This window comes from Brucella intermedia LMG 3301, assembly GCF_000182645.1.
In the GTDB taxonomy this organism is placed as follows: Bacteria; Pseudomonadota; Alphaproteobacteria; order Rhizobiales; family Rhizobiaceae; genus Brucella; species Brucella intermedia.
On record NZ_ACQA01000002.1, the window covers coordinates 794911 to 813422 of the forward strand.

Here is an 18512-nt window from a genome sequence, read left to right on the forward strand (position 1 = left end):
GCTAAGCGTCGCCCATATAGGATTTGATTGTTTCTATAAAGCGGGGCACCGAAATCGGCTTGGATATATAGGCTTCGCAGCCGCCCTGCCGTATACGCTCCTCGTCGCCTTTCATGGCAAATGCCGTTACGGCGATCACCGGAATATGCCGCAACTCATCATCGTCCTTCAGCCATTTCGTGACTTCCAGCCCCGATACCTCCGGAAGCTGTATGTCCATCAGAATCAGGTCGGGTCGATGCTCTCGCGCAAGGTCCAGCGCCTCAAGCCCGTTTCTCGTACGGATGGTCTCGTATCCGCTGGCTTCGATTAGATCGCGAAACAACTTCATATTGAGTTCGTTGTCTTCGACAATCATTACGCTTTTCGGCATCGAATATTCCTTGGTCTTATTCCCTGCAGCAAACCGGCATTTTCTCGATCTTCTTATCTGACAATGGACCGAAATAGACCACTAGAAAGTTCTCCACTTTCAGACCACGATCAGTTTAACCTCATTTCATTGATGAAAGGCAAATAATTCCATTGTTCCTCGACGGAGCGGCAGCTACACATTCGGCCAGACAACGAAAAAAGCGGAGAAACCACATGAAAACGCTGATGAGTCAGGCGGATGCGGAAGCGATCGCTATTGAAGCTTTAGCGTGGCTGGCGCAAGACAAGGACCTGCTGCCTCGCTTTCTCGCCCTGACCGGCATCGAAGCGACGTCCATCCGGCAGGCCGCGCTTGAGCCCGGCTTTCTCGCGGGAGTACTGCAATTTTTCCTGTCTCATGAACCGACACTGTTGCGCTACTGCGAGGAAGCAGGACGAGATCCGGCAACAATAGACAAAGCCCTCACGCACCTGCCTGGCGGTCTGAACCAGCACCTCTAGGAGTGTGCTCAACCACCGCATGACAAAGCCCGGCAAAGCCGGGCTTTCTTATTGATCATTCAGCAGCAGGAGTTGCTGTAGCAACCTCGACTTCATTCGAAACCGACAACACGTTCAATTCGTGCTGCTTGCCATCGCGCGCCGTCCAGGAGATTGACTGGCCCGGTGCAAGGCCAATCAACGCGGTGCCGATTGGCGTGAGTATGGAAATCTTTCCCTGCGCAATGTCCGCTTCGCCAGGATATACGAGCGCCACCCGGCGCTGCTGTCCGTCATTGGAGCGAAACTCGACAGTAGAGCCCATGTGGATCACATCCTGCGGCAAGCGCTTTGCAGGCACGACTTTTGCACGGTCGAGCTCGGCCATCAGTTCCTCGGCAATCTCCTCGAGACGTTCCGAAACATTGGTGGCCAACCCCATCAGGCGTTCATAGTCGATTTCGCTGACGACGATATTGGGCTTCTTGCGATTCTTTCCGCTCATGGCGAGTGCTCACTGCTGTTGAAAGGTAATAAATCTCCGTGCTGTTATGCACGAAGCTGTTCAGATTGATTTTGGAGAAAGCGCTTATTCGAAATCCGCTTTGGACAAGCGGCGTACCGTCCCCCGGAGTTCCCCTGCGCTAGGCAGAACTCGAGGGTAGCTATCCCGTGATCGGATGAACCCGATGGAGTATGGATGCAAAACGGTTGTTCATGGCACTAAACTTGGTGATATTCCCGGCAATGTCAAGTGTAAGAACCTGCAGGACCTATATGCCGGTGGCGCTTCAGCCTTTCGATGCTATAAAAGGATGTTCCTTTTATGTTCATCAGACGGTTCGTCCTCATGGCTGACACCACTGCCCCTAACAGTCCGGAAAAAGGTGTATGCCGCGATTGCCTTGCGCCGCAAAAGACGGATACAGGCAGGCGTTGCCATGCATGCGGCAGTCCGCGTCTTCTTCGCCATCGCGAGCTTTACAGGCTCTCCCTCGCCCATATTGATTGCGATGCATTTTACGCCTCGGTCGAAAAGCGCGACAATCCGGAGTTACGGGACAAACCCCTCATCATCGGCGGGGGGAAGCGCGGCGTCGTATCGACTGCCTGCTATCTCGCCCGTATTCATGGTGTGCGGTCCGCCATGCCCATGTTCAAGGCGTTGGAAGCCTGTCCGGACGCAGTTGTCATCAAACCCAATATGGAAAAATACGTGCGCGTCGGTCGCGACGTACGGCAGATGATGCGTGACCTGACGCCCCTCGTCGAGCCACTCTCTATCGATGAGGCATTCCTGGATTTGAGCGGCACCGAGCGACTGCACAAAGCGCCGCCCGCAATCGTTCTGGCGCGCTTTGCCAAAAGGGTTGAGGACGAAATAGGCATCTCCGCCTCAATAGGACTTTCCTACTGCAAATTTCTGGCCAAGGTTGCATCAGACATCGAAAAGCCCCGCGGTTTTTCTGTTATCGGCGAAGCGGAGGCATTAACCTTTCTGCGGGACCGATCGGTCAGCACGATCTGGGGCGTCGGCAAGGCCTTTGCAGCCAAACTGGAAAGTGACGGAATCCGATCCATTGGCCAACTCCAGACGATGGAGGAAGGAACGCTCATGAAAGCCTATGGCACCAGGGGCCAGCGTCTGTACCGACTGTCGCGAGGACAGGATAGCCGCAAGGTCGAGCCTGATCACGACATGAAAAGCGTCTCGGCCGAGACGACCTTCAACAACGACCTGTCGGACGCAAATGATCTCGTTCCGGTGCTTCGCGCACTTGCCGAAAAAGTATCCCGGCGACTAAAAGCTGGTGACATAGCCGGACGCACCGTCGTCCTGAAGCTGAAAACCCGCGATTTCAAATTGCGTACCCGCAATCGCCAGCTTTCCGACCCCACCCAACTTGCAGATAGAATCTTTCGCCATGGATTGCAGCTTCTTGAAAAAGAGCTGGATGGAACGAAATTTCGTCTGCTTGGAATTGGCGTTAGCGAACTTTCTTCAAGCGACCGGGCCGATCCGCCCGATCTTGTGGACACACAGGCCACCAAACGCGCCGTCGCCGAGAATGCCATCGACCGGTTGAGGAACAAGTTCGGGGTGAGTGTTGTCGAAACAGGCTATACTTTCTCCAAGGGTAATCTGGCCCGCCCGCAAATGCCACCAGACAGAGATGAACAGCCTTGAGTTTTCTCGTCGTGGAAACCCATGGAGAAATTTTCTACATTTGCCTCTAACGGCTTGACGAGACCGGTCTGTATCAATATTGGAACGGACCAAGGCAATGCCAAGTGATTTGGCAACGGCTTTACGGAAGGCCTCGTGGCGGAGTGGTTACGCAGAGGACTGCAAATCCTTGCACCCCGGTTCGATTCCGGGCGAGGCCTCCAAATTTTCTCAAATAAAATCAATAATTTGTCTAGATTGCTATTGATATCGGAGCAGATAGCCTTATTGCGCCATTCTGCAAATTGATTCCCTTGAATTACAAGGGTTTACAAAAAGGTCTGGCAAATCCACCCAACACATCTGATTCCGTTTGTTATGATAAACAAGCAAGGTAGCGGAACGCCAGCCCGATAAACTCACAGGCATGCTCTGTGAGCCGCCCGTCTCAAACATCTCCCCGATTGTTCGTGGCGTTACGCCGGAGAGAGCTTTATAGCCCGGCGCAGTTTGGCTCGTAGATATCAAGCCTTTCGATAACGATTCCATTGATTGCTGGCACTAGAAGGACCTCGCGACCACAATGCGTCGGCACCCCGATACGAGCGTTGACGGTTACATAGCGTCGGATTCGGATCGGTGCCGGAAAATTCGCTTTTTCCGGCACCGATATCCAGCTCTTTTCAAATTCGCTACGGCTTAGTGACATCTGACAGTCACCTCCATTGCTAGACGGCTCACTTCACAGTGACGTGGGAAAGCCGACCGTTTTCAAACTGAAAAGTCGCGGTGCACGCAGGGCCAAAACCAGCTCCTGTCCATGGCGAGATATTGAGAACATAGTCGCTGTCTTCGCCATTATATCCCTTTTCAAAGGCAACAGGAACCGAGTCGATGGTCCCAAATGATCGAATGACCTGGCATCCGCTTCCTTCTTCAAGCCAGTTGTCGGGCCCCTTGGCATTTACGACTTGTCCGTTCTCTATCCTGAAATATACGCCCGGCTGATAGCAGGACAGCGATCCGGCCGTGCCGTTCACAACGTAAAAATTCGTACCCGGCAAATGATTCATATCCTGTATTGTATCGGTGTTGCCTATTATCTGTTCGACCAATTCGCTCGGTAACGAGACAGGTGGCGTCCCGGCTTTAGCCCATTCCACCAGTTTTTCCGGCGTAACATCCTCGACAGTCGTCGTGGCTCCGGTAATGCCGGTGGACGCCGTCGCGACCAACTGGGCGAGAACATCCGGGGTCTTGGTGCTGACTTTGCCGTTGCGATGCAGGTTTCGATACTGCATTTCAACGGTTTGGCATAGTCGTGTCAGATCCTGCGCCAGCCCCAGATTAGTGGCTGAAAGCAGACCGGCAACACCGATCACCCAAAAAAGAATCTTCATCTCAATCTTTACTCCCTGTCGGCGCTTCCCCGTTGAACAGCCTTTCATACATTTTTTTGTCATTCCGTTCTCAAACTCATTTGGTATTTCAAGTTTCGTTCGATTTCCCAAGATTTTTTTATGCAGCGCGGACCTGCGAGCCCCAGTGTCAAACCCCGCCATTCCTAGCCAACCAAACCGCTCAGCGAAACCCTCAGTCGTCACCCAAACCTGCGGTTGATTGAAATCAACTTCATCGCTGGCTTCTTATGGTAGAGTGGCATCTCTTTATCATAATGGAACTCAACGTGGCCCATCCCCTTCTCATCGATAAAGTAGCCACAGCAATTGAACAATGTGGCTGGGAAACTGTCGACATTCTGCAAATGAATAACGTGATGGCGAGAGCAACCATCGCCGCCATTTACGACGTTCTTGTTGATCACGCTCAACAATCAAACAGAGAAGACGTTATCGAGTGGCTTATCGCCAGTCCAATCGGAAATAAGAACTCGCAACGATAAGCGAGATTAATACAAGACTTTTAAATCCTCCGCCGGGCCTCTGCTGGTGACAAGAAGCCTGTGGCAGAGTTATCCGACCGCTGTCAGATCGAGTACTTTCCCAGTATACGACACCGTGAGGGTCATTTACGGCCGCGCTGCTGTTCAACACACTTCCTTGCGTCCTGCCCCGGAACACACTGATCCTTTTTGGAGTTCAGAAGTCGATCCTGTTTCTGCGATTCGGACGCTTTAGGTACGTCAACGCTGTCAGGATCAGACGGCGGCCGTCCCGGTGCCGGCGGCGGGTTGCCCGGCACTTCGGGTTCCTGTGTGCCTGACTGTGTCGGCATCCCCGATTCCTGGGCGAAAGACACACTCGAAAAGCTTAACAGTAGCGCCATAAGGACTGAAAGTTTCATTTTTTCACTCCGACAGTTGGACCAATAGTAGGTTCAACGAAATTCGGAGTGACAATGTTCCTCACCTGAAGCGGTTGGACGCTCGCTACCACTATGTCTAGAAAGTCAAAGGAACGCCAAGTTCCTTTTCACACAGGGTCAAATCCTCGGAAAATTTCGTCAGCAAAGGATCGTAGTCTGGTTCATCAGTGCTGTCGCTTTTAACGTACTCGGATATTGTCTGCGAAACCTTCATGAGGGAGCCAGCAGCGACGTCACAACTTACGAATGCCTTATACTCAGCGGAGCTTGCATCCGCGTCTGCGGCTTGTCGCCAGTCAGACTGAGCACGTGCGACGGGAGTCGTCACCTTTTCTTCCATCGCGACGCCCAGCTCCCTGGATCGCCCATCGGAACTCTCGCCCAGTTCGATATAAGTCATCATCCCCGAAACGACGGCTTTATGAAGCGTCAACGCATCTTCTTTCGCACCAGCAAAAGCCGGAGATACGGAAACCAAGGCTAAATTCATAACAATAAAACTGGATGCCAAACGCATAAATCACTCCCGAACAATGTAGCGCTCGAACTTATACCGATGAGCGGAACCAAGCGCAAATCGGCCGCCTGCTCAGGCATTTTTAGTGGGACGCGCATACTGGTTATCGAAACAGATAACAGCTTAGCTATGGGCAACCTTATAGCGCAAGGCTGACATGTCAGGTTTATGACGTGCCGCTCAATCTTCCTTAACAGAGTCGTTTGAGCATACGAGTGAGATGGCTTCAGCGAAGCTCAAGGCCTTATGATTATGGATTTATAGAATTATCGAGCGCGAAGTGGCTCCCCGGGCCGGATTCGAACCAGCGACCAACCGGTTAACAGCCGGTTGCTCTACCGCTGAGCTACCGGGGAACAGGTGCTCGTTGCGTCAGCGAGGTGGCGTATAGCAAAAGGATTTCGCCTTTGCAAAGGGCTAAATCCATTTTTTTTCATCTTTTTGCATTCTGCCCTCGAAACCCTATATTCTCTGGGAGATTTTCCGCCTGTGAATTGTAACATATCAGCCTGAGAGACGACCCAGTGAGTGATCAGTACGCCGAAATGCCCCGAAAAAAAGCCATTGTGATTCTTGGTCGGCGAATCCCCATGCCGCAATCTGTCATGATGCGTCGTATGCTTGGCGGCTCACTCGTAGTGGGCGGGTCTCTGGGGTTTCTTCCGATTCTAGGCTTCTGGATGCTTCCCCTCGGACTTATCGTTCTGTCGCACGATTCTCATCGCGTCCGCCGCTGGCGCCGCCGAAGTGAAATTCACATCTGGCGCAAATGGTTGAAGCGGAAGCCAACCGACACGCCAACTGCTCGATGAGTCGGCAACCGGACGAAACAAGCACCGACGGGGCAGCACCTGGGAATTGAATTCCGATCTATCTGCGCAGCTCACCCGGGGTGAGCTGCCGATATTTCCGCAAAGCTGTGGTTAGGTGGCTCTGGCTGGAAAAGCTCAAATGGCGCGCAATATCTCTTATCGACATAGATGTCTTTTTAAGCAGCCGCTCGGCTTCATCGAGCTTTAGCCCCATCAAATACTGATGAGGTGTCTGTCCGAAACTATTGCGAAAGGACGTTGAAAAATGGCCCGCCGAAATTCCGACCAAATCAGCCATATCCCGGACCGAAACAGGCTGATGAAAATTCTGGGAGAGGTATGTTTCAATACGATGGCACGCCAACTTGCTGAGTCCAGCTTTGCTATCAGTGGAAATTCGATTGCCCGGTGCACTGCGAGCTATCGTATGCATGAGGACCAAACCAAGAGCGCGCAGATAAGGCTCATCCCCCTCACCTCGCAGGCGGATTTCATCCCAGATCATATTTGATATCGGCAAGCATTCTTTACATAGGAACTTTGCAGCACTTCCAAAATTCTTGATCTCGTTCTTCCAAATATTCTGGAAAAAAACGTCCCGAAGAAGCTGTCCATCAAACTGCCCTATCAATACTTCTGTGGGCTCGGGCCAATCGATTGTTAATTTCACGAAAGCCGGAATGATAAACACGGTACCGGTCGGGCAATTGGAATTCTCGCCATCCCGGCCAGAACAACACCACCTCAGATTGCGAACCTGTTCTCTCAAGACGAGGAAAGTCGTCCCGCTTGCGCGATAATTGACCGGCCCCATCTGCGTAGTGGCGCAGGTAAAGCCCCATCTAGTCCCGCTCATATGTGGTTCATACACAACCATTCCTCAGCCCCATCCCAGAGAATATTCAACAACAAGTCAATCAGTAAGCTCATCGTCACCTCATTCATTCAATCCACGCAGAGAATAAACTTGGTTTGTCGGGAGGCCGCATGCCCCTCGGCACTGACGCCCCCTTCGCAATGCAACCCATCATGGTATGTGCAATCTATACGTGTAGAAGCTTTTTGCAATCGGAATCTTGAGCCCTAACCAGCCCCTGCAGGTGCAAATGGATCGCAAAAGCACTTGTCAGTCGACTGTTATTCGATTATGCAATTGCAAATTATTAGCAATAAGGATTGGAATATGCGGAATTGCATTTTACGAACAGCAACGCTTGGTCTTTTGAGTGCAGCTCTTGTCTGGTCTAGCGCAACCGGCGCACTGGCGGAGAAATTCAAGGCCGTGACGACATTTACCGTTATTGCCGATATTGCGCAGAATGTTGCGGGCGATGCTGCAATCGTTGAATCTATTACGAAGCCAGGCGCGGAGATTCACAATTACCAGCCTACGTCCGGAGACCTGATCAAAGCGCAGGATGCGAAGCTGGTACTCTGGAACGGGCTGGGGCTGGAGCTTTGGTTCGAAAAATTCTTCGCCCGTCTCAACAATGTTCCAAGCGCAATCGTGTCCAACGGCGTGGAGCCAATGGACATCACCGAGGGCCCATATAACGGTAAGCCGAATCCACATGCATGGATGTCCCCGAATGCCGCGCTAATCTATGTCGATAATATTCGGGACGCCTTTGTCAAAAACGATCCTGCCAACGCAGCTACCTACAAATCAAACGCCGAAGCCTACAAGGCAAAGATCAAAGCCGCCATCGACCCGATCCGAGCAGAGATGGAGGCAATCCCAAAGGAAAAGCGCTGGCTGGTTTCGAGTGAGGGCGCATTTTCCTATCTCGCGCGGGACTTCAACCTGAAGGAACTTTATCTCTGGCCAATCAATGCAGACCAACAGGGCACGCCCCAGCAGGTTCGCAAAGTGATTGATGGAGTGCGTAAAAACGGCATCTCCGCCGTATTTTCGGAGAGCACCGTATCCCCCGCCCCTGCGAAGCAAGTAGCCCGCGAAACCGGTGCAAAATATGCCGGGGTTCTCTATGTCGATTCACTTTCAGAACCGGATGGCCCCGTGCCGACATATATTGACCTGCTGAAAGTTACTTCGCGCACCATCGCTAATGGACTTAAGCAATGAATTTGTCCGCAGGTATTGATAAAGTACTTCACTCCGCGCCAGAAAAAGGAATCTATGTAAAAGACGCCACTGTCACTTACCGGAATGGCCATACGGCCCTGCATAATGCGAGCTTTGCTATTCCGACCGGAACAATTACGGCGCTGGTAGGCGTTAACGGCTCAGGAAAATCAACCCTGTTCAAGGCGATCATGGGGTTTGTAAAACTCGCCAAAGGTGAAATATCCATACTCGGAATGCCGGTCGAAGCTGCACTGAAGCGCAATCTGGTGGCCTATGTTCCGCAGAGCGAAGATGTCGACTGGAATTTCCCGGTTCTCGTTGAAGATGTCGTCATGATGGGACGCTACGGCCACATGGGCATGCTGCGCATGCCGCGCCGTCCCGACAGGGAAGCGGTAGAGAATGCGCTTGCCCGTGTGAACATGCTTGAGTTTCGCCATCGGCAGATCGGCGAGCTTTCCGGCGGGCAAAAGAAACGGGTGTTTCTCGCCCGAGCGCTGGCCCAGGATGGACGCGTCATTCTTTTGGACGAACCCTTTACCGGCGTGGACGTCAAGACCGAAGAAGCGATCATCGTTCTTCTTCGCAGCCTTCGGGATGAAGGACGCGTCATGCTGGTCTCGACGCATAATCTCGGCAGCGTTCCCGAATTCTGTGACCGCACTGTATTGTTGAAACACACGGTGCTTGACTACGGTCGGACCACCGAAGTTTTCACGCAGGCAAATCTCGAAAAGACTTTCGGCGGTGTGTTGCGCCATTTCGTACTGACCCGGAATGAACGTTCCGGACGAGCACCCGTCAACGTCATAACGGACGATGAACGCCCGTTCGTTGTTTATGAAAAAGGGGGGTCGGCGCCCCACGACCGGAGCCGGAAACAATGACGCTGCTGCTTGAGCCATTCAGCTATAACTACATGTTGAATGCTATGTGGGTTTCCGCCTTGGTGGGTGGCGTGTGTGCCTTTCTTTCGGCCTATCTCATGCTGAAAGGCTGGTCGCTTATTGGTGATGCCCTCTCCCATTCAATCGTTCCGGGTGTTGCCGGCGCTTACATGCTTGGCCTCCCCTTCTCCATCGGCGCGTTCTTCTCGGGCGGCCTTGCAGCGGCAGCGATGCTTTTCCTCAACCAAAGGACAAAGCTGAAGGAAGACGCCATCATCGGCCTGATCTTCTCCTCGTTCTTCGGGCTCGGGCTTTTCATGATCTCGCTCAAGCCGACGGCAGTCAGCGTTCAAACCATCGTTCTGGGCAATATCCTCGCCATCACCCCGGAGGATACATTGCAGTTGGCGATTATCGGCTTCGTTTCCCTGTCGCTGCTTCTTTTGAAGTGGAAAGACCTGATGGTGGTGTTCTTTGATGAGAACCATGCGCGTTCGATAGGACTGAGGCCCGCTCTGCTGAAGATCATGTTTTTCACATTGCTGTCGGCATCCACTGTCGCTGCCATGCAAACGGTCGGGGCCTTCCTCGTCATCTGTATGGTGGTGACGCCGGGCGCAACCGCTTATCTGCTGACGGACCGGTTTTCGCGACTGCTGTGGATCGCTGTCGCGATTGGCTCTGTCACAAGCTTTTTCGGGGCCTATGTGAGCTATTTTCTGGATGGGGCGACGGGGGGCATCATCGTTGTGCTCCAGACACTGGTTTTTCTCAGCGTATTCCTTCTTGCTCCGAAACACGGACTGCTGGCAGCACGGCGCAAGGCTTCATTAGCCCTCAGGGAGTTCCAGCAATGATCATTTTTGAAACCCTGGCCGCCCCATTTCAGTTCGAGTTCATGCGCTATGCCTTGGCCATTTCAGTCCTCATCGCGATCCCGACAGCATTGCTGTCGTGCTTTCTGGTTCTCAAGGGCTGGTCATTGATGGGGGATGCGATCAGCCATGCCGTTCTTCCGGGTGTGGTCGTCGCCTACATCATCGGAATACCTTTCGGCTTCGGAGCGTTTGTAGCGGGCATGTCCTGTGCCCTTGCAACGGGTTATCTCACCGAGAACAGCCGTATTAAACAGGATACAGTGATGGGCATCGTATTCTCCGGCATGTTCGGCCTTGGTCTGGTTCTTTATGTTGCGATCCGCTCGACGGTCCACCTCGACCACATTTTGTTTGGCGACATGCTCGGCATAACATTGTCTGATCTGGTCGAAACGGCCGTTATTGCCGCACTCACCGCTGGCATCCTTGTCGTCAAATGGCGGGATTTCCTGCTACACGCATTCGATCCGGTACAAGCCCGTGCAGTCGGTCTGCCGGTCCGCCTGCTGCATTATGGCCTGCTTTGCCTGATCTCGTTGACTATTGTAGCCGTTTTGAAAGCGGTGGGTATCATTCTGGCCATTGCCATGTTGATTGCGCCGGGTGCGATTGCGTTTCTGCTTACACGCAAGTTCAGCACCATGATGTTGCTCGCCGCAGCAATTGCGGTTTTTGCTTCCTTCTTCGGGGTCTATCTGTCGTTCTTCATCGACAGCGCGCCTGCCCCTACAATCGTTCTGCTGATGACAGTGATATTCCTTGCCGCGTTCATTTACGTTTCCCGACAGACTCCCAAAGTCGAAGAGCGGCTAGACGCTGACGGTGAAGTTCGGTTCTAAAGTCTCTACCAGACCTGCTCGTGTCTGACGTGGACAGCATTGCAACGCTGTCCACGCCATCGACGTTGCGTCATACAGCTGTTATGAAATCCCGATAAACAGCCACCAAACGGCGTTCCATAACGGAACTCGAGACAGTTTTTCCGGCGCAATTTCATTTTTGCGGCTTGTCGAGGTTGCTTAAAGATGCTTCAATCCAATTTGCACGGCTGTGCAGAAAATATAAAATCAGCCGGCGATCCTGGGGAGGAGCCGCTTATGCCAGCGTTTTTGGAGGTGGCGGACGCGCGCGTTCGATATGGCAATAATGAAGTTCTCAAAGGCGTAAACCTATCCGTCAAAAAAGGCGAGTTCGTCGCGCTTCTTGGCTCCTCTGGCTGCGGCAAGACAACGTTGTTGCGAGCCATTGCGGGTTTCAACATGCCATCCGGCGGCGCAATCCGGTTGAACGGCAAGGATGTGACCAGACTGCCTCCGGACAAGCGCGGCATGGCACTCGTCTTCCAGTCTTATGCGCTCTGGCCGCACATGACAGTTGCGCAGAATATGGGCTATGGCTTGCGAATTCGCGGCGTAGCGAAGGAAACCATCAAGCAGAAGGTCGACGACGTTGCGCGCCTGCTGGGACTGGATGCCTTGCTGGAGCGCAAACCTGCCGCCCTTTCCGGCGGCCAACGCCAGCGTGTCGCCCTCGGGCGCGGACTCGCCATTCAGCCTGACATCCTGCTTCTAGATGAACCGCTTTCCAACCTGGATGCACGCATCCGACTATCGGTTCGCCATGAAATCAGCGCCTTGCAGCGCCGTCTCGGCATCACCGCAGTTCATGTGACACACGACCGCGAAGAAGCCATGGTCATGGCCGACCGTATCGTCATTCTCAACAATGGTGAAATCGCCCAGGCTGGCGCGCCCGAAGAGGTCTACAATCATCCGGCGTCGGATTTCGTCGCAGCATTCATGGGCGCGGAAAACCTGATCGAGGTACCGATCCAGATAAAGGCTGATCGCATCGAGATCGCTGCTGGCGCCAATAACAAGGCCAGCACTATTTCCGCAGGTCGCCGCAATCTGTCCGATGGCCCGGCATCGGCACGTTTCCGCAGCGAAGCAGCGCGCCTTACCAAGCCCGGGGCTGATCCCGACTCCCCCACAGCCGAATTGGTCCTCAATGGCACCGTCGAGCAAACCACTTATCCCGGCGGCCTTTGGAGACATATGATCCGTGTTGGGGATAGGCACATCATGGTCGACGCTCAGGAGAGCCACCAACCTGGGGCAAATGTAGAAATTCGCATACCGGATCATGCCCTGTTTTTGTTCGACAGATAGTCCGTGGGCTGTAGCTTCGCTGCCCGCGCCTATTGTTGAGTTAAGGAGATCCGAGATCAATGCACGACGGAATCTTTAATGACCCCTGCGATGCACGGCTGTGCATTGAAGCCAAAACCCGCATCGCCGGCCGAAGCGGGAGAATACCCGTCTCAAGCTTGCTTTCATGGGCATGCGCCCCCGCGATTATTACCGTTCCCGATCAACAGCACCACCAGATGCTCCGCATCTGTTTTCAATCATAAGACCGGAAACCCCGGTTTCAGACAGGAGTCCTTTCATGAGAACTATCCTGAACGCGGCAATGGCGATCGGCATCACCGTTGCACCGGCTGCCGCAGACGAACTTACCGTCATCACGGCAGGCGACCAGAACATGGTCGATTACATCAATCAGTATCTTGGACCGTTGTTCGAGAAGGAGAATCCCGGCACGACCGTTCGCGTGGTCGGAACCGGTCCTGGCGATGCCGGCTCGCAGAAGGTTCTCGAGCGCTTCGAAGCTCAGTCGAAAGCTGGCGTGGAAAAGTGGGACACTGACGTCGCTGTCGTCCACGAGAAATTCGTCGGGCCAATGGTAACGGCAAAGTTCCTCGAAAATTATCGTGGCAAAATCGACAGCGGCAAGCTGGTGACACGCGATAATGCAAAAATGGCGCTCGGCACCGATGTCGACGGTTACGTCATGCCGATGTTCAACAGCCAAACCGCGCTTGCCTATAATCCCGCGCTCGTCGCCAATCCACCGAAGAGCTATGACGAGCTTGTGGCATGGGCAAAGGAAAATCCGAAGCAGTTCGGTTACAACGGGATAAAGGGCGGAGCGTCCGGCGTAAGTTTCGTCATGGGTTGGATTTATGCTTATGGCGGCGACGCAGAGAAGCTGATGAAGGGGCCTTTCGAAGAAGGCGAAGCAAAGAACTGGGACAAGGCGTTTTCCTCGCTCAAGGACTTTACAAAGAACGCCACCCTTACCCCGGGCAATGCCGGTACACTCGACATGCTGAGCCGAGGCGAAATCGCGATGGGGCCGGTCTGGGTAGACATGTTCTATTCGTGGAAGGCCAATGGACAGCTACCGCCGGAAATGAAACTTGTCCTTCCAGCACCCGGAATGCCCGGACAGCCGATGCACTATGTGATCCCGGAAAAGAGTGCGCACAAGGAACTGGCCGAAAAGTTTGTTGCGTTGGCGACAAGCCCGAAGGTACAGGCTGAAGGCATCGTCAAGCGCTTCAACTGGTATCCGGGCATCGATGCCGACCACGTCAAGGCAGAGCTGGACGGCGACACCTGGAACAAGCTCTTCACGGATATTTCGCCGGACGACCTTGCGAAATATGGAAAGCCTTTCCCGATCGCACCCTATAACACCGCGATTCTGGAAGCATATGAACGTCAAGTAGGCAACTAAACCCTACAGCTTCGATTGGAGTGCTCGGTTGGACGTGGTTTCAAGCCGAGCACTCCTATGCTTACGGTCATGAGGTTTCGAATGTCGCATCGACTAACGGGTATTCTTCTTGTCGCTCCCGCGCTGGCGATCGTGCTGTTGCTGTTCATCGTACCGCTTTTCGGGGCGATCACCGGAGCTTTCCATGTTTCCGGTGAATGGGGAACCGGCAACTTCACCAAGGCATTCGAGCTATATTCCAGCGACATCATCTTCACTCTCGTCATCGTCACATTGTCGTCGCTGCTCATCGCGCTGTTCTCTATCGCTATCGGTGGCTATCTGACACTCGGCTCCAACCCGCGAGCAGTTACCGTTCTGCGCTGGCTCTATCGCTGGCCGCTTTTCATCCCCTTCATCGTCGTCGGCCAGATACTTCGCACCTTCCTGGCCAAGAACGGGTTGATGAACAGCCTGCTCATCGAAACCGGTGTCCTCACGCCGCTGCAAGCGATGAGCTTTCTGGACTGGCGCGGCATCGTCATCGCATTCGTCTGGAAACAGACACCGTTTGTCACGCTGCTGCTGGCGGGCGCCATGGCATCCCTTGATCGCAGCACAATCGAATCCGCTCGCAATCTTGGTGCAGGACGGCTGCGCATTCTCATCGAGATCGTGCTTCCTCAAGTCCGCCAGACATTGCTCGTTGGATTGATATTGAGCTTTGTCACCATGATGTCCGTCTTGTCCGTCCCGTTGATGATCAATGCGCAGTCGCCAACGATGATTACGGCCAACATGGCGTTCCGCATCAATGCCTACGGCGATTACGGCGTCGCAAATGCGCTGGGTACGATCTCGCTTCTCATGACCAGCCTCGTCGCCTGGGTTTATCTGCGCCAGACCATGAAGGAGCACGGCCAATGAGCAACATTCTCGACTGGCGCTGGCTGCCACGCGGCATGCTGCTTGGTCTGCTGGCCTTCGCGATTTTCGGACCGCTCGCGAACCTGCTCCTGTGGGCTGTAGCTGAGCGTTGGTATTTCCCGCATACACTGCCGCTTCAATATGGATTTTCATTCTGGGCGAATGTGTTTTCGCCTCGCGGCAATGCGCTCTCATCGCTCGGCACAAGCGTCCTTATTGCAGCGCTTACCGTGATCGTATCGCTCGGCCTCGCCATTCCCGCCGGTTATGCTCTCGCACGATTGAAACTGCCCTTTCGCGGCTTGATCCTGTTGACGCTGCTCATCCCGCAAGCTTTCCCTAACCTGCCCGTTTACGTGAACATTGCGCAGATGTTCTATTCTTTCGGCCTGAATGGAACGATCACCGGTGTAGTTCTGGTGCATGTCACCCACGGGCTGGTCTACGCCGTATGGATCGCCACGGCAGCGTTTTCAGCAATTGATCGCGAGATCGAAGAAGCGGCTCGTTCAATGGGCGCTTCCGCACTCAAGACATTCTTCGACATCACCCTGCCGATAGCCGCGCCCGGCCTGCTTGCAAGCGCGATCTTTGTTTTTCTTGAATCGCTCGACGAGTTCACCGGCACTTACTTCGTCGGCGCTCCGGACATTTCCACCCTGCCCCTGCTGCTTTATACAGCAAGTTCCGGCGGCAATTATCAAATCGCATCGATCAGCGCTCTGATATTGCTGGTGCCGTCAATTGCCTTCATGTTCGTGGTCGAGCGCTTCCTCAGGGCCGATGTCCTTTCAAAAGTAGGGCGATGAAATGCCAGATAAAGAAACACAGCGAGAGCATGACATCGCGGACAGCCTGCCTCGATTTATCAGCGCGCACGAAGTCGCACTGGAGGCTGGCGTATCGCGCTCCGCCGTGTCCCGCACCTTTACACCAGGCGCCAGTGTCTCGCCTGCGACACGCGAGAAAGTGCTGAAAGCTGCCGAAAAGCTCGGCTATCAGGTCAATGACCTTGCACGCGGCCTTCTGGCCAATCGGAGCCGTATTGTCGGGATGATCGCGGCAGATCCCGACAGTCCGTTTCGCTCCCGCCAGATCGCAGCACTTTCCCGTCGGCTCGCAGCCCGCGGCAGTGTTCCTGTTCTGATTCCGACCGGCCAACACGGAGAGAACCTCTCTGCCGCGCATGAAACACTGCTGCGTTATCGTGCGGAAGCGACGGTGGTTCTTTCTGGCATGCCGTCTTCGTCATTTGTCGAGCTTGCCCAACGAAACGGCCAGACCCTCATTCTCGTCGGGCGAACAGAAGAGGGAGCCGACCACATCCATATCAACAATCGGCTTGCCGCCGAAACGGCTGTCGAAATCTTCGCGGCACGGGGCATGAAAAAACTAGGCCTCATAACGTCGAATGTCGGCAGCCTCAATCTGGTCGAGCGCGAGGAAGCCTTCGTCGCGAAAAGCAAAAGCCTTGGGTTGAGCGTCAGCGTGCAGCGTGGCGAACTGACAGATTATGACGGCGGTTACGGTGCCGCCTCTCTGATGCTGGGCGAAAGAGAGCGCGTCGAAGGCATTTTCTGCGTCAACGATCTCATGGCATTCGGCATGATGGACTGCGCGCGCGATGTCTTCAATCTCTCCATTCCCGACGATGTCTCAGTCATTGGCTTCGATAATGTCGCGGAAGCACGTTGGGGTGCCTATCGACTGACCACATTCGATCAGAACGCAGAACGGCTTTCCGCCGAGATCATCCGGTTGCTGGACGAGCGGCAGACCGCACCGAACGCACCACCTCAGACAATTATGCTCGAATTGCCACTCATTCTCCGTAGCAGCGTGAGGCCCATTAAAAATGACCGCAGCGTTCGGGAGATCCAACAGCAATGACCTTCCATTCCATCTGGTTGCGTCCCGCCCGTGACGATCTCCGATTTCTCGAATCTGTCGTGACCGATCTGGCTTCCGGCTTCAATTCACCCATATTCGAGCCGCATGCGACACTCGTACCTGACATGAGACGTTCGGCAGATGAGCTACTGCCTCTGGTGCTCAGCCTTGCAGTCGGTCGCAAACCGTTGGACGTTCTGGTTGACGATGTAGCGGGAACCGAAGCTTATTTCCGCTCCTTCTATGCTGCACTGCAGAAAACACCGACACTGATGACGCTAAAGCAGGATTCTCTCGATATTTCGGGGGAGAAAGACATCTCGACTTTTCTTCCACATGTCTCGCTTGCCTATGGCGTCGCCGACCATGGCTCGCGCGACACAGAGATGGCACGGATGGCACGCTTGCTAGTCGGCCGCAGCATTCGCTTCGACCGAATGGTGATTGTCAGCTCTTCAAGTGAAACGCCCATCGACCAATGGATCGTCAAGCACGAGGTCTATCTCGCGGGATAGAAAAGCCCGCCAGGTCTGGCGGGCCTTTGGAACTTTGGGCTCAAAGAGGGCGCGGATACTGTCTGTAGACCGTTTCGATGTCCGCCAGAACGTCATCCGAGAGCTTGACCTGGTGAGCTGCGATATCAGTCTTCAGCTGGTCGACAGTTGTCGCACCAATTATCGCCGACGTCATGAACGGGCGCGTCAACGCAAAGGCGATTGCCATCTGGGCAATATCGAGCCCGTGCTTCGTGGCAACATCGATATAGGCGCGGACGGCTGGCTCGGAATGAATATTGTTGCGCCAGAGGCCACCTTCGGAAATGGCTGCGCGCGAACCGGAAGGCAGTTTCCCACCCAGATATTTTCCGGTCAGTACACCGGCGGCCAGCGTCGAATAGGCCAGCAACCCCACGTTTTCGCAGAGCGACAATTCTGCCAAGTCGAAATCGAACTGGCGCTGCAAAAGACTATATTCATTCTGGATCGAGGCGACGCGGGGCAAGCCATGCTGTTCGGCCAGACGAAGCCACTGCATTGTTCCCCATGCTGTCTCATTGGAAAGACCGATGTGCCTGATCTTTCCGTCGCGAACCATGTCTCCAAGTCCGAGCAGCACGTCGTGCATCTGTTCGGTTTCTGCAGCCCCGTCCGTAGCGGAAGGATCAAAGGTCCAGCTTTGGCCAAAATGATAGTGCGCCCGCATCGGCCAATGGACTTGATAAAGGTCGATATAGTCAGTCTGAAGCCGCTTCAGGCTGTTTTCCACCGCTTCGCGGACATTGTTGCGGCTTGGTTTGGCACCATCTCGAATCCACTTCTGCCTGCCGCCACCAGCAATCTTGCTTGCCAGCACGATCTTGTCGCGTTTTCCGGATTTCTTAAACCAGGTACCGATATAGGTCTCTGTCTTGCCATAGCTTTCCGGGCTCATGGGGATGGCATATCCCTCGGCCGTATCAATGAAGTTGATACCGGCATCGAGAGCAATGTCGAGCTGCTCATGAGCATCGGACTCGGTATTCTGTACGCCCCAGGTCATGGTGCCGAGGCAAATTTCAGTTACAGTAAGGCCGGTACGGCCTAAAGGCTTCATTTTCACGA

20 protein-coding genes and 2 tRNA genes are annotated in these 18512 nt (G+C 54.0%); 15 read left to right on the forward strand and 7 right to left on the reverse strand.

The window, feature by feature from the left end:
- Position 1: 1 nt before the first annotated feature.
- A complete protein-coding gene (locus tag OINT_RS16110) occupies positions 2 to 373 on the reverse strand; it encodes a response regulator (RefSeq protein ID WP_006468945.1) in 372 nt (123 codons plus the stop codon).
- Positions 374 to 588: 215 nt separating this feature from the next.
- Between OINT_RS16110 and OINT_RS16115 the strand changes: the two genes are divergently transcribed.
- Positions 589 to 876, forward strand: a complete 288-nt coding sequence (locus OINT_RS16115) for a DUF3572 domain-containing protein (protein WP_006471395.1) — start codon at positions 589 to 591, stop codon at positions 874 to 876.
- 55 nt (positions 877 to 931) lie between these two features.
- Here the strand turns inward: OINT_RS16115 and rnk are convergent, their stop codons facing one another.
- Entirely contained in the window at positions 932 to 1360 is a 429-nt protein-coding gene (rnk, locus tag OINT_RS16120) for a nucleoside diphosphate kinase regulator (protein ID WP_006468947.1), read from the reverse strand.
- A 345-nt stretch (positions 1361 to 1705) separates the two neighbouring features.
- Between rnk and OINT_RS16125 the strand changes: the two genes are divergently transcribed.
- A complete protein-coding gene (locus OINT_RS16125) occupies positions 1706 to 3043 on the forward strand; it encodes a DNA polymerase IV (protein ID WP_006471396.1) in 1338 nt (445 codons plus the stop codon).
- A 129-nt stretch (positions 3044 to 3172) separates the two neighbouring features.
- Positions 3173 to 3246, forward strand: a tRNA-Cys gene (locus OINT_RS16130).
- 513 nt (positions 3247 to 3759) lie between these two features.
- On the opposite strand, the gene OINT_RS16135 is transcribed toward OINT_RS16130, so the two are convergent.
- Positions 3760 to 4584, reverse strand: coding sequence for a hypothetical protein (locus OINT_RS16135; RefSeq protein ID WP_138920925.1), 825 nt, complete (start codon positions 4582 to 4584; stop codon positions 3760 to 3762).
- Positions 4585 to 4709: 125 nt separating this feature from the next.
- Here OINT_RS16135 and OINT_RS16140 point away from each other — a divergent pair, with 125 nt between their 5' ends.
- On the forward strand, positions 4710 to 4925 hold the full coding sequence (locus OINT_RS16140) for a hypothetical protein (RefSeq protein ID WP_128005852.1): 216 nt from the start codon (positions 4710 to 4712) through the stop codon (positions 4923 to 4925).
- Between the two features lie 498 nt (positions 4926 to 5423).
- Here OINT_RS16140 and OINT_RS16145 read toward each other — a convergent pair whose 3' ends face one another.
- Positions 5424 to 5864, reverse strand: coding sequence for a hypothetical protein (locus OINT_RS16145; protein ID WP_006468951.1), 441 nt, complete (start codon positions 5862 to 5864; stop codon positions 5424 to 5426).
- Positions 5865 to 6145: 281 nt separating this feature from the next.
- Positions 6146 to 6220 (reverse strand) — tRNA-Asn (locus OINT_RS16150).
- Between the two features lie 189 nt (positions 6221 to 6409).
- Between OINT_RS16150 and OINT_RS23085 the strand changes: the two genes are divergently transcribed.
- Entirely contained in the window at positions 6410 to 6676 is a 267-nt protein-coding gene (locus tag OINT_RS23085; RefSeq protein ID WP_152849512.1) for a hypothetical protein, read from the forward strand.
- A gap of 58 nt (positions 6677 to 6734) precedes the next feature.
- On the opposite strand, the gene OINT_RS16155 is transcribed toward OINT_RS23085, so the two are convergent.
- Positions 6735 to 7532: an AraC family transcriptional regulator gene (locus OINT_RS16155; RefSeq protein WP_021587253.1), complete on the reverse strand. Its 798-nt coding sequence runs from the start codon at positions 7530 to 7532 to the stop codon at positions 6735 to 6737.
- A 327-nt stretch (positions 7533 to 7859) separates the two neighbouring features.
- On the opposite strand from OINT_RS16155, the gene OINT_RS16160 reads away from it, so the two are divergent.
- From OINT_RS16160 to OINT_RS16205, 10 genes are all read left to right on the forward strand, one after another.
- Complete coding sequence (locus OINT_RS16160; protein ID WP_050791024.1) at positions 7860 to 8762, forward strand: metal ABC transporter substrate-binding protein; 903 nt, start codon at positions 7860 to 7862, stop codon at positions 8760 to 8762.
- Positions 8759 to 9652 (forward strand): manganese/iron ABC transporter ATP-binding protein, encoded by an 894-nt coding sequence (locus OINT_RS16165; protein ID WP_006468954.1) that lies wholly within the window; start codon positions 8759 to 8761, stop codon positions 9650 to 9652. The genes OINT_RS16160 and OINT_RS16165 overlap by 4 nt, the downstream gene beginning before the upstream one ends.
- A complete protein-coding gene (locus OINT_RS16170) occupies positions 9649 to 10509 on the forward strand; it encodes a metal ABC transporter permease (RefSeq protein WP_006468955.1) in 861 nt (286 codons plus the stop codon). The genes OINT_RS16165 and OINT_RS16170 overlap by 4 nt, the downstream gene beginning before the upstream one ends.
- A complete protein-coding gene (locus OINT_RS16175) occupies positions 10506 to 11369 on the forward strand; it encodes a metal ABC transporter permease (RefSeq protein ID WP_006468956.1) in 864 nt (287 codons plus the stop codon). The genes OINT_RS16170 and OINT_RS16175 overlap by 4 nt, the downstream gene beginning before the upstream one ends.
- 258 nt (positions 11370 to 11627) lie before the next feature.
- Positions 11628 to 12701, forward strand: coding sequence for an ABC transporter ATP-binding protein (locus OINT_RS16180; RefSeq protein WP_039853281.1), 1074 nt, complete (start codon positions 11628 to 11630; stop codon positions 12699 to 12701).
- 280 nt (positions 12702 to 12981) lie between these two features.
- Positions 12982 to 14115, forward strand: a complete 1134-nt coding sequence (locus tag OINT_RS16185; protein WP_031346958.1) for an ABC transporter substrate-binding protein — start codon at positions 12982 to 12984, stop codon at positions 14113 to 14115.
- Between the two features lie 81 nt (positions 14116 to 14196).
- Entirely contained in the window at positions 14197 to 15021 is an 825-nt protein-coding gene (locus OINT_RS16190) for an ABC transporter permease (RefSeq protein WP_006471407.1), read from the forward strand.
- Entirely contained in the window at positions 15018 to 15830 is an 813-nt protein-coding gene (locus OINT_RS16195; RefSeq protein WP_006468960.1) for an ABC transporter permease, read from the forward strand. The genes OINT_RS16190 and OINT_RS16195 overlap by 4 nt, the downstream gene beginning before the upstream one ends.
- Position 15831: 1 nt before the next feature.
- Positions 15832 to 16911 carry a LacI family DNA-binding transcriptional regulator gene (locus OINT_RS16200; RefSeq protein WP_006468961.1) on the forward strand — a complete coding sequence of 360 codons (1080 nt, stop codon included), beginning with the start codon at positions 15832 to 15834 and terminating at the stop codon, positions 16909 to 16911.
- A complete protein-coding gene (locus OINT_RS16205) occupies positions 16908 to 17426 on the forward strand; it encodes a haloacid dehalogenase (RefSeq protein WP_006468962.1) in 519 nt (172 codons plus the stop codon). Before OINT_RS16200 ends, OINT_RS16205 begins: the two co-directional genes overlap by 4 nt.
- A gap of 40 nt (positions 17427 to 17466) precedes the next feature.
- Here the strand turns inward: OINT_RS16205 and OINT_RS16210 are convergent, their stop codons facing one another.
- Positions 17467 to 18504: an aldo/keto reductase gene (locus tag OINT_RS16210; RefSeq protein ID WP_006471408.1), complete on the reverse strand. Its 1038-nt coding sequence runs from the start codon at positions 18502 to 18504 to the stop codon at positions 17467 to 17469.
- Positions 18505 to 18512 lie beyond the last annotated feature (8 nt).